At 34.1% G+C, this 11,853-nt stretch carries 15 protein-coding genes; 11 read left to right on the forward strand and 4 right to left on the reverse strand.

Annotated elements, in window-relative coordinates; all coding sequences use genetic code 11:
* Positions 1-184: 184 nt before the first annotated feature.
* A complete protein-coding gene (locus ABW636_RS21200; protein WP_367592102.1) occupies positions 185-775 on the forward strand; it encodes a carboxymuconolactone decarboxylase family protein in 591 nt (196 codons plus the stop codon).
* A gap of 379 nt (positions 776-1,154) precedes the next feature.
* Here the strand turns inward: ABW636_RS21200 and ABW636_RS21205 are convergent, their stop codons facing one another.
* The 4 genes from ABW636_RS21205 to ABW636_RS21220 all read right to left on the reverse strand — a co-directional run bounded on the left by ABW636_RS21205 (position 1,155) and on the right by ABW636_RS21220 (position 4,664).
* Positions 1,155-2,147 (reverse strand): aspartate-semialdehyde dehydrogenase, encoded by a 993-nt coding sequence (locus tag ABW636_RS21205; RefSeq protein WP_367592103.1) that lies wholly within the window; start codon positions 2,145-2,147, stop codon positions 1,155-1,157.
* Between the two features lie 232 nt (positions 2,148-2,379).
* A complete protein-coding gene (gene mscL / locus ABW636_RS21210) occupies positions 2,380-2,796 on the reverse strand; it encodes a large conductance mechanosensitive channel protein MscL (protein ID WP_367592104.1) in 417 nt (138 codons plus the stop codon).
* Between the two features lie 97 nt (positions 2,797-2,893).
* The gene (gene alr, locus ABW636_RS21215; protein ID WP_367592105.1) at positions 2,894-4,006 is read right to left on the reverse strand and encodes an alanine racemase; all 1,113 of its coding nucleotides are present in this window, start codon (positions 4,004-4,006) and stop codon (positions 2,894-2,896) included.
* Entirely contained in the window at positions 3,999-4,664 is a 666-nt protein-coding gene (locus ABW636_RS21220; RefSeq protein WP_367592106.1) for a thymidine kinase, read from the reverse strand. Before ABW636_RS21220 ends, alr begins: the two co-directional genes overlap by 8 nt.
* Before the next feature lie 138 nt (positions 4,665-4,802).
* Here ABW636_RS21220 and ABW636_RS21225 point away from each other — a divergent pair, with 138 nt between their 5' ends.
* The 10 genes from ABW636_RS21225 (at position 4,803) to ABW636_RS21270 (ending at position 11,852) form a co-directional block, all read left to right on the forward strand.
* A complete protein-coding gene (locus ABW636_RS21225) occupies positions 4,803-5,579 on the forward strand; it encodes a DUF8457 domain-containing protein (RefSeq protein ID WP_367592107.1) in 777 nt (258 codons plus the stop codon).
* Between the two features lie 16 nt (positions 5,580-5,595).
* The gene (locus tag ABW636_RS21230) at positions 5,596-5,940 is read left to right on the forward strand and encodes a DoxX family protein (protein WP_367592108.1); all 345 of its coding nucleotides are present in this window, start codon (positions 5,596-5,598) and stop codon (positions 5,938-5,940) included.
* A 1-nt stretch (position 5,941) separates the two neighbouring features.
* Complete coding sequence (gene rsmI / locus ABW636_RS21235) at positions 5,942-6,616, forward strand: 16S rRNA (cytidine(1402)-2'-O)-methyltransferase (protein ID WP_367592109.1); 675 nt, start codon at positions 5,942-5,944, stop codon at positions 6,614-6,616.
* Positions 6,617-6,618: 2 nt separating this feature from the next.
* On the forward strand, positions 6,619-7,191 hold the full coding sequence (locus ABW636_RS21240) for a uracil-DNA glycosylase family protein (RefSeq protein WP_367592110.1): 573 nt from the start codon (positions 6,619-6,621) through the stop codon (positions 7,189-7,191).
* A gap of 16 nt (positions 7,192-7,207) precedes the next feature.
* Positions 7,208-7,552: a HopJ type III effector protein gene (locus tag ABW636_RS21245; protein WP_367592111.1), complete on the forward strand. Its 345-nt coding sequence runs from the start codon at positions 7,208-7,210 to the stop codon at positions 7,550-7,552.
* Positions 7,553-8,197: 645 nt separating this feature from the next.
* Positions 8,198-8,935, forward strand: a complete 738-nt coding sequence (locus tag ABW636_RS21250; RefSeq protein ID WP_367592112.1) for a hypothetical protein — start codon at positions 8,198-8,200, stop codon at positions 8,933-8,935.
* Between the two features lie 22 nt (positions 8,936-8,957).
* Positions 8,958-9,608 carry a hypothetical protein gene (locus ABW636_RS21255; protein WP_367592113.1) on the forward strand — a complete coding sequence of 217 codons (651 nt, stop codon included), beginning with the start codon at positions 8,958-8,960 and terminating at the stop codon, positions 9,606-9,608.
* On the forward strand, positions 9,584-10,363 hold the full coding sequence (locus tag ABW636_RS21260) for a sensor histidine kinase (protein WP_367592114.1): 780 nt from the start codon (positions 9,584-9,586) through the stop codon (positions 10,361-10,363). Before ABW636_RS21255 ends, ABW636_RS21260 begins: the two co-directional genes overlap by 25 nt.
* 37 nt (positions 10,364-10,400) lie before the next feature.
* Positions 10,401-11,054, forward strand: a complete 654-nt coding sequence (locus ABW636_RS21265; RefSeq protein ID WP_367592115.1) for a response regulator — start codon at positions 10,401-10,403, stop codon at positions 11,052-11,054.
* Positions 11,055-11,561: 507 nt separating this feature from the next.
* Entirely contained in the window at positions 11,562-11,852 is a 291-nt protein-coding gene (locus tag ABW636_RS21270) for a hypothetical protein (protein WP_367592116.1), read from the forward strand.
* The last annotated feature ends 1 nt before the right edge of the window (position 11,853 follow it).

Here is an 11,853-nt window from a genome sequence, read left to right on the forward strand (position 1 = left end):
AATTGTATTAACTCTTCTAAATCAAGAACAAACCTTCAAGAAAAGTAAAAACAAAAAACGACTCAAAGCATTGTTGAATACTAAATACAGAGAAAAAATCTTAGGGTTTTAAATGAAATTGCACTGTTAGTTTTGTATTTTACAAGTCAAAAAACTACATTAATTTTTAAAAATAGATATCCTAATGGCATTAGTTACTCCACTGTCGGCTGATCATGATCCAGAAACCAGAGAATTGGCAGAATTTTTTAACGAAACCCTGGGTTTCTGTCCTAATTCAATTCTTACCATGCAAAGAAGGCCTGCTATTTCTAAAGCATTTATTAACCTAAATAAAGCTGTTATGGCCAATGAAGGTCGAGTAACCTCTGCTCTTAAACGTATGATAGCCTGGGTTAGTAGTAATGCAACAGGATGTCGATATTGTCAGGCGCATGCCATACGTGCTGCAGAAAGGTATGGTGCAGAACAAGAACAATTGGATAATATCTGGGACTATAAAACCCATTCTGCTTTTAGTAACGCAGAACGTGCTGCACTCGATTTTTCTTTGGCAGCGTCTATCACTCCTAATGCTGTCGATGACACCATTAAAGAAGAGTTATACAAATACTGGAATGAAGGAGAAATTGTAGAAATGTTAGGAGTAATTTCTCTGTTTGGATATTTAAATCGATGGAATGACTCTATGGGCACCACAGTAGAAGAAGGAGCTATCGAATCTGGAGAAAAATACCTAGGAAAACACGGATGGGAAAAAGGAAAACACCTATAGCCACTTAAGTTATATTTTTCCTAAATATTTTAAAATACAACGTACTACAACAAGGACACATTATTATCTTAAAATAATTAAAGCCCTATGTAGTGAATACATAGGGCTTTTGATTGTGCGCTTTATATATAATCATATTTCATCGATACACTACAATTAATTTGCAATGATTCAATGATATTGTTGGTATAAGGATATAAATACTATTTGTAACGACTTATACAATAAGAGGTCTTTTATACAACAAGTTTATTCATTTAGTAAAAATTATCTCTAAAATGATCATGAAGTATATTAAGAAATATAGTCTACATATAGGAGGGTGCTTGATCCTTATATTTACTTTATTTCTAGTATTTACTATTTACCTTTAGGTAAACTATCCTATGAGTTCGTTTTCTATCAAATACTCTCCAATTTGAACGGCATTGGTTGCTGCTCCTTTACGTAGGTTGTCTGCAACGATCCACATATTTAAAGCATTCTCTCTAGAATGATCTCTTCTAATTCTACCTACAAAAACATCATTCTTACCCTCTGCATATATGGGCATAGGATAAGTGTTGGTATCAGGATTGTCTTGAACAGTAACTCCAGGCGTTTCACTTAATGCCTGTCTTACATCACTCTCATTAAATTCGTTCCCAAATTCTAAGTTAACACTCTCACTATGTCCTCCTACAACAGGAATCCTAATAGCAGTAGCAGTTACAGCAATGGTGCGATCATCAAGAATTTTTTGTGTTTCGTTTACCAGTTTCATTTCTTCTTTGGTGTATCCGTTTTCCTGAAACACGTCACAATGTGGAATTGCGTTACGATGTATAGGATATGGATATGCCATTTCGCCTTTTTCACCAACATATTCATTCTCTAACTGTTGTACAGCCTTTACGCCTGTACCAGTAATAGATTGATAGGTAGAAATTATAGCACGCTTAATTTTGTATTTTGCATGCAGTGGCCCTAAAGCCATTACCAATTGTATAGTAGAACAATTAGGGTTTGCTATGATCTTATCCTCTTTGGTTAATTCTTTTGCATTAATTTCTGGAACTACCAGCTTTTTACTTGGATCCATTCTCCAGGCAGATGAGTTATCTATCACTGTGATACCTGCTTCGGCAAATTTTGGAGCCCATTCTAATGAAGTACTTCCTCCTGCAGAAAACAAAGCTACATCTGGTTTCATTTCGACAGCTGTAGCAAGACCAACTACAGAATATGAATTACCACGGTACGTAATTTGTTTACCAACAGATCTCTCTGATGCTACAGGAATTAATTCTGTTACCGGAAAATTTCTCTCTTCCAATACTTTTAACATAACGGTTCCTACCAGACCGGTAGCACCTACTACAGCTACTTTCATAAGTAAAATATTTATTCTCGTATGCACGAGAATGATAAACTATTTAATTTTTAGCAAATTTGAGGAATATTTCCTAGATAGCAAGTGTTTATATAAAAAATATAGAAATTTGTATTATTTGTTAAATATTAAACAATTTACAAAAAATAACCGCCCTAAAATGGGCGGTTTAAAGGTTAGAATATGTAGTATAGCGGTAGCTATATTGTATTCATCATGCTATCAAAGTATTCTACTTTTTCAGTAAATCTCTGATTTCTGCTAATAACTCTTCTTGAGTTGGACCAGCAGGTGCTGCAGGAGCTTCTTCTTCTTTTTTCTTAGATTTTTCGTAAGCTTTAAGAACCATAAAAATAAATAGTCCTACAATAATAAAGTTGATGATGGCCTGTATTAAGTTACCATAAGTCATTACCGCCGCACCAGCTTCTTTGGCAGCTGCCAAGCTTGCGTACTCGCCTCCATCCAGAGCAATAAATTTTTGGGTGAAGTCTGTTCCTCCTGTTATAACTCCTACTATTGGCATAATAATGTCTGCCACTGCAGAGCCAACTATTTTATTAAATGCTCCACCAATTACAACCGCTGTTGCTAGTGAAACAATATCTCCTTTTAATAAGAAAGATTTAAAATCTTTAAAAAATCCCATATTATAATATTTTGATGGTTTGTACTTTACGAATTTACTAAAAAAACGAACAAGTGTTAAAAGTTCTTAAAATTGAAAGTCGTTTTTTAGACAAAAGTCAATTATTGTCGATAATTGTACGTTTAACCCTCAAAGAAATTGCGGTAAGTAACTCATAAGAAATCGTACCAGCATTTTCTGCAATGGTAGAAGCGGTAGCATTGCCATCAAAAATAACAACCTCATCTCCTTCTTCACACTCAATATCGGTTACATCTACCATAATCATATCCATACAAACATTACCAATAATATAAGCTCGTTTACCATGTATGGTTACAAATCCTTTTCTATTACCATATTGCCTACCAATACCATCTGCATGCCCTAGCGGAATAGTTGCCGTTTTAGTCATTTCGGTAGCTACAAATGCTCTATTATATCCTAGCGAATCTCCTGCTTGTAATGTATGTATCTGGGATACTATAGATTTTAGGCTCGCAACAGGTTTTAATTCTGGGTCATATTTTGCATCATTACCATAGCCATACAAACCGATACCGGTACGAACCATATCGAAATGCGCTTCGGGATAATTAAGAATTCCAGAGGTATTAGACTGATGTAATATAGGAGCATAGCCTAACTTATTTGTCATCTTATCAGCTATCTTTTTAAAAGTACTTATTTGGCCTAATGTAAATTCTTTTTCTGCTATGTCTTCACTAGCAGCCAAATGAGATAACATGGCAATTACCTTAATTGCTTTGGTACTAGAAATCTGTTTTATGATAGCCTCAATATCAACTTCATCAAAACCAATTCTATGCAACCCTGTATTAAATTTTATATGTACTGGGTATTCTTTTTTATCAAGGGAGTTAGCCGTTTCTATAAAACTTGTAAGTACCCTAAAACTATAAATACTGGGAGTTAATTCGTTTACTATTAATTCTTCAAAATTTACAGGTTGCGGATGCAATACCAATATTGGGGTTTTTATTCCAGATTCTCTTAGGATAACACCTTCAGAAGTATATGCAACTGCAAAATAATCTGCCCCAATCTGTTCTAGATGTTTGGCAATTACTGCTGCATCACTACCGTACCCTGATGCCTTTACAACAGCCAATATTTTGACATTAGGACGAACCTTGCTTTTAAGATATTTATAATTATGAGTAAGATGAGCCAGGTTAATTTCTAATACAGTTTCTTTTATGCTACTCATCAGATTTTTGGTCTTTATTTGGGGTTTCTTTTTTACTAGGTATTTCTTGAGAGTCTTTAACGTCTATCTGCTTTACTTTTTCTTTAAGCATTGCTTTATAAAATGCTCCCCGGCTTAGAGGTTCATATTCATCTGTTTCTCCTAACAATACCAGATCATCTTTTTTAGATTTTCTATAACTAAACTGTGCCAGATTGCCCGTTCTGGTACAAACAGCATGCACTTTGGTTACATACTCGGCTGTGGCCATTAATGCAGGCATAGGGCCAAATGGGTTTCCTTTAAAATCCATATCTAATCCAGCAACGATCACACGAATCCCTTTATTAGCCAAATCGTTACATACCGAAACAATCTCATCATCAAAAAACTGGGCTTCATCTATCCCAATAACATCGCAAGTATCTGCAAGAATACGAATATTCGCTGCAGCAGGTACTGGGGTAGAACGAATTTGATTGGAATCATGAGAAACTACCATTTCGTCATCATAGCGAATATCTACTGCAGGTTTAAAAATCTCTACATTTTGCTTGGCAAATTGTGCACGTTTTAACCGACGGATCAATTCTTCTGTTTTACCAGAAAACATAGAACCACAGATAACTTCTATCCACCCAAATTGCTCTTTATAATTTACCGTATTTTCGAGAAACATTTTGTATTTTTCAGCATCAATTAAAAAAACCCCCTCTCATTATACCAAATCATTAGTTATGACCATTTGGTATTCCCCTAAAGATGAGGTAAATTTATTAAAAAACAAAAGGCGGTATTACAAACCAATCAGAAAGTTATGAAGAAGAAATTGGAAGCAGAACTTATAAGTATTGCTCACAGGATATTACAACTTAAGGATACAGCTACACTATCTCAATTGCAAGAAGAGGCCAGAGAACTATATGAAAAGATAGCGATTCTTAATTTTGCAGAAACTCATTTCAAAGGTCCCCAACCCACTATAGGGCAAATACGAAGTATACTGGACCAAGAGCCAATAGAGACACCTGATTCTCATTCGACTAACGAGATAGAAAACGCCAATATAATCACTCAAAAGGTAGATATTACTCCTTCAAATCCTATTACCAAAGCAGAAGAGCCAATTGCCAAAAAAGAAACTACAGTAACAGAGCCCGTATCTACAGATCCTATACCTGAATCGTCTCAAAACCCACCAGTTTCACCTAAAACACCAGAAATTGTTATTGAAGAAATTAATGCGCGTGTGACCGAAGATCTTTTTATACGGGCAGATCGGGCATCTATAGAAGAACTATCTGATGAAGATTCGGTTTCTGACGAAAGTGATCGCCCTAAATCACTCAATGATCAACTTAAAAAAGAAATTCATATTGGCTTGAATGATCGATTGGCTTTTATCAAATACCTTTTTGAAGGGAGTGCGACCGACTATAACAGAGTGTTATCTCAACTCGGAACCATCAATAGTAAAACAGAAGCCAAAGATTTTATCAACAACATGATAAAACCAGATTATAATAACTGGAAAGATAAAGAAGAATATGAAGAGCGATTTATGGATACCATCCTTAGTAAGTATGATCTTTAACTTATAAACCTACCTCATGAAAATTTTATACTGGATTACCACCGTAGCGCTTTGTGCCATTATGTTATATTCTGCACAGCTATATTTTTTTAATACCGAAATGGTACAAGGTTTTTTTAAAAGTTTTAATTACCCCACCTATATTGTAATTCCTTTGGCAGTTGCCAAACTATTAGGAATAGTCGCCATTTTGACAAATAGAATTAAGTGGATTAAAGAATGGGCCTATGCAGGTTTTTTCTTTGATTTAATATTAGCTACCTTGGCCCACCATTATGCAGGGCATCCTATTGGATTATCTGTATATGCACTTTTAATTCTTATCGTTTCTTATACGATTGGTAAAAAAATAAGACCATAACATGTCAAAATTATATATTGTTCCCACTCCTATTGGTAATTTAGAAGACATGACCTTTAGGGCAATCAAGGTTCTTAATGAGGTTGATTTGATTCTTGCAGAAGATACCCGTACTAGTGGAAAACTTTTAAAACATTACCAAATCACCACCTCGATGCAAAGTCATCATATGCATAATGAGCATAAGATGGTCAATCAAATCATTCAGAAATTACAAGGAGGAACAACCATTGCCCTAATAAGTGATGCTGGTACTCCTGCCATTAGTGATCCTGGTTTTTTACTTACGCGAGCTTGTGTAGAACAAGGACTTGAGGTAGAATGTTTGCCAGGAGCAACCGCTTTTGTACCGGCTTTGGTTACTAGTGGTCTGCCAAATGATAAATTTGTCTTCGAAGGTTTTTTACCTGTAAAGAAAGGTCGACAAACAAGACTAAAGCTGCTAACAGAAGAATCCAGAACTATGATTTTTTATGAGTCCCCGCACAAACTTGTAAAAACTCTGGGGCATTTTATCGAATATTTTGGTACAGATCGACAAGTGTCAGTTTCCAGAGAAATTAGTAAACTTCATGAAGAGACCATACGAGGAACAGTTCAGGAAGTATGTGCACATTTCGAAAATACCCCTCCAAAAGGTGAAATCGTGATGATCGTTGCTGGAAAGAAAAAATAGGTATGCAAAATTTGTTAGCAGACATAAGAGCCTGTAAGGTATGTGATGAACATTTGGCATTAGGACCAAGACCTATTGTGGCAGCACATCCCGATGCAACCATTGCCATTATCGGGCAAGCACCAGGCACAAAAGTTCATCTTTCTGGTACTCCCTGGGATGATGCCAGTGGAAAACAACTTAGAAAATGGTTGGGCATTACAGATCAAGTATTTTATGATGAAACAAAAATTGCACTAATTCCTATGGGGTTTTGTTACCCAGGAAAAGGAAAAAGTGGTGACCTGCCACCAAGACCAGAATGTGCCCCTTTATGGCATGAACAATTATTTGAGAAAATGCCTAATGTACAACTCATTATACTTATTGGATTGTACGCACAGAAATATTATCTAAAAGATCAAATCAAAAAAAACCTAACAGAAACTGTTAAGGCAGGAAAAGAATATTGGCCCACTTATTTTCCTACTCCACATCCTTCTCCCAGAAATCGGTTTTGGCGAGCTAAAAACCCATGGTTTGAAGAAGAAATGGTTCCTATGCTTCAGAAATTAATACAAAAAAACTTAATATAAATAACAACTATTGACAATGACAATCACACAGTTTATAGAAAATGTAAAACAAACACCAAATACCATTCAGTTTCAAGATACCATGGCAGTTATAGAAGAGCATTATGATTTTACTCCTACGGCTTTTACTAACGGAGAGACTCATAATGAAGCAGGTCAAAACTCTGGATCTTGTAAATTATTCTCTTTTGCAAAGCTGCATAACCTCGATACAGACCAGACCTTGGCTTGTTTTGGGGATTATTATAGAGAAGATGTACTAAAACATCCCAATGCAACTGATCATCAAAACATCAGAAACTTTATACAAAACGGATGGGAAGGAATCTCTTTTTCTGGAGAAGCGCTTTCTGCTAAATAATTTGTTTTGCATACTTAATTAATCACCAAAAAGAAGGTAAACTTATAAAGCATTTAGCGCAAAAAAAAATTAATTGTTCTTTTCATTGTTTTAAGAGTTGTGGTTAGCCCTACTTTGTTTTAAGGAGTGTTCGGGTCAAATCTTCTCCTGTGTGTTTGATACCAATTATAAATTAAAACGAACTTATACCATTTGCACTTTAAATCTACTGGTAAAGAAAATTCAAAATACAAATGGTATTAATAGTCTTGTTCATTTCATTTTTTACTTCCTTGTTCACATTTTTTATAGCGCTGCTATGTAAAACAATCACAGCGTCGTATAAAAAGAAAGCAACTTCGCCTATTTTAGCTCATTTTAACTCATAACTGGTATAATTTGATTATTAGCGGAATTTTCCCCATAAAATTATCGCATTTATAGCAATCATTTCCTTATCAAAATCATAAATTAAATGGTTTTGTGAGCAGTGATACAGGTGATTTTTACAACAATTCTAAATCTAATCACATCCAAATCACTATATAGGGTATAATTACGTAGTTTTATAGGGTTACTACCTGTAAATTGCCAGTAAAATCGAGATATATCGCGTTTTTTGGCTAACTTTAATTCTCTAATTAATAAACCATAAACTACATCCAAATGGAAACCATAATCACACAGGAAGACTTTGTACTAACAGATGAGATTTTTGAATCAACCACTAGCAATTGGCAAAGAGCAGATGTACTACAACTTACTCATCATTTTCATAGACTAGACCCTACACAAGGACAGTATGAGAGGGTAAATTATTACTCGATGAGAAAAAATGATGTAAAAAGAATTAATGAAATAAAAGAGATCAAAAGTTTTAAAATGTATATGGCGCTGCATAAGGGTACTAAAGAACATTTTACTTTCTTTCCGATTTTTGAAATCGTAGATCAAAATGGTAAAAAACATAAGTTTGGGCTCGAACCTAATTCAAAACCGAAAGAAATTAATCCTATAGAAAAAGATCAGACAAGATTGGGTTCTGAATATGTACCTGGTATTTTTAAAGATATGATTCATAAAAATTGGGAAGAGGTAGAAATGAGTTTGGTAGATGATTTGTTCACTGTTGTACCTCAAAGAAGACCTATGGAACGTGTTCTTTTTTATATTGTAACACCAGATTTGATCAATCCTTTCCTTGGTAATATAGGAGCGCTCAAATTTTATCCAGGCCTGGATCAAAATAAGTTTCAGTATAAAGACATGGTTTCTTTCACGCCAGTAATTGGGATCACCCCGGGTACGCCTATTAAAAATGTTTTTTTACCTGATACTTTAAGAGGTCCAGATGGCGAAGTTTATGTAGAATATTCTAGACCATGTCCTCCTACTTGCGTATAAAATCAACCATTATCATATACCAATGAGTAAAGAATTCTTTACAAACCTAAGTCTGATTTCATCTTTTATCGTCATTATTCCTTTATTAATTTCGGGGTTTAAGTTACGTTCGTTAAACAAAGTGCAGATTAGACTGGTATATTTACTTTTAACCGTTTTACTGGTAGAATCTATTTCTAATATTCTTTGGTATCAAAAGGTGAATAATTTACCCGTGTATCATTTTTATACGGTTCTGGAATTCTTGCTCATCACAGCAATTTATAAAAAGGTACTTGCAAGCCTATTCTCGAAACTGTTCTTTATAATCATAAGTAGTAGCTTTGTACTATTTGCAGTTATAAACACTTTGTTTTTTCAGGATTTGCAAACCTTTAATTCTAATACAACCACTCTTACAGGAGTGGTTGTTATCTTCTTTTCGTTATGTTATTTTTATGCCTTACTTAAAGAAGTAAAATATAGTACGCTGGAAACAAATCCAATGTTTTGGATCAATTCTGGGTTTTTAATCTATTTCTCTAGTAACCTGATCTTGTTTTTTATGAATAATAGTTTATTTAAAGGGATAACTGAAGCTAGTTATATTCTTTGGGGGCTTCATGCTTTTATAAACATTGTACTCACTCTTTTTTATACTATAGCCATATGGGTGACCCCGAAAAAGCCATAACATTTAAAATCATCATCATTGGGATGCTGATCATATTTTCATTAGCATTATCGGTCATTGTGTTTTTTATTATTTATCAAAAAAGGTTACTGGCACAGCAAAAAAAACATCAAAAATTAGAATCTGATTATCAAAAAGAACTATTAAAAACATCGATTAGCAGTCAGGAAGAAGAACGTACCAGAATTGCCAAAGAGTTACATGATGATGTAGGAGCAATGCTCACTACTACCAAACTATATTTTGGGCAAATATCGCCTCAATTACCCGCAGAAGAACTAGAAGAAATTACTGTAAAAATGAGTGGTTTTTTTGATGATATGATACAAAGTGTACGCAGTATTTCTCAAGATCTTAGACCTGTTATTTTAGAAAAATTGGGGCTTATAGAAGCAATTCATAGTTTGGTACAAACCATACAGGATAGTGGTAAAATAAAAGTTATCTTTAAAAATAACACAACACAGCCGATTTCCAAATCAAAAGAGTTAAATTTATATAGAATCATACAAGAGCTTATTACCAATACGCTTAAACACGCACAAGCTTCTGTTATACATCTTGAATTAAAAAATGAAAACAATTCTTTGGTGATTCTATATGAAGATAACGGTAAAGGATTAAGCAAAGAAAACCTGATTCTTAAAAAAGGGTTGGGACTTAAAAATATAGAGAGTCGATTATCTATACTCTCGGGTAATATTTATTTTATTGAAGGAAATTCGGGAATGAAAGTCAAAATTGTAATTAAATAGCGCATCAAGTATTAAAAAATTAATTAATTACACTGTTATGGAAACTATTAAACTAGGATTGGTTGATGATCATAATTTATTTCGCGAAGGCATCAAATCGTTACTTAACAAAATGCCTAATATCGAATTAACATTAGAAGCTGTTAGTGGTAAAGACTTACTTGTAAAACTTAATAATGAAGTTCCTGATGTTATACTATTGGATCTGGAAATGGAAAATATGAATGGAGTCGATACTACTTTAAAGCTTCAGGAACTATATCCCAACATCAAGATTATTATCCTTACTATGCACAAAGAAGAACGTATGATCTCTTATCTTATGGAAGTAGGTGCCAATGGATATCTTTTAAAAGACACCAATCAACAAGAATTAGAAACTGCTATTCGATCTACCTATCAAAATGGGTTTTACTTTAACTCTTTTGTATCTGAAGCATTACTAAAAGGATTAAAACATAAAACAAATAAACCGCCTGCTATTTCTAAAGACTACCATCTAACTTCAAGAGAACTCGAGGTACTAGAAGGAATTACTCAAGAATATACCACAGCAGAAATAGCAGAACAACTTTTTCTTAGCGTACGTACCATCGAAGGACATAGAAAAAACCTAATGAGTAAATTGGGTGTTAAAAATACTGCAGGCTTGGTGATCAAAGCTGTAAAAGAAAAGATTATTACTGTTTAATATCCATTTTCTAAGATTTGTTTATTTGTTAATAAACAGAGATATATACTATCTAAAAACTCTTTCTGTTCACTTTTTTGGTTTTCATCGACCTGATCATGACCGCTTAGTTTAACAAGAGAACTATTATTTTCTACTATGATTGAAATAAAAAGGGAGGAATACGTTTGTTCACCTTTATTTCAAAATGGGGTGTACGACAAATTTCCCTTTTGGGGATGAAATTAACGAAAAACATCCCTCTAAATCTCCCTTCCTTTGGAAGACGGCACAACACTAGTTGTGAGCGAGAAGCAGTGTTGGTAAAGGGATCGATGTTTTTTAATACCTATTGATTTGAACGTGAAATTTTCAATAAGTGAAATTTATCGTACACCCTCAAAATATTAGTAGAAGAAAAAAATTAATTAATTACTTATAAGTCAACTACCTCGGAGGAAGCTCGAGGCATCCAGCGGAAAACCTTATTTACATTTCGAGGCAAGCCTCGGAGAATTAAACTCCACAATGTGGATTAAAGTAACAAACAATTCAGGAGTTTCAATAAAGGTATCAATTAACCAATGGGGAACTGGCGGTAGCACAGAATATTTTACTATAGAAAATAGTAAAGATGAAAATTGGAATAGAACCGATGATAGTGGGTTCGTTATGATTATTAATGTATTAGGAACAGTAACTCCATATTACGTCCTGTACAATAGCCACATCAAAGTAACCAAAACAGCCGTAAAGGATTTGACGTATGATGTTAGCTTAAAACCAGCAAACTTAAGTTATACAAAAGTCAACGTATAAA

Origin of the sequence: Aquimarina discodermiae (assembly GCF_040786235.1) — a bacterium.
Lineage (GTDB): Bacteria > Bacteroidota > Bacteroidia > Flavobacteriales > Flavobacteriaceae > Aquimarina.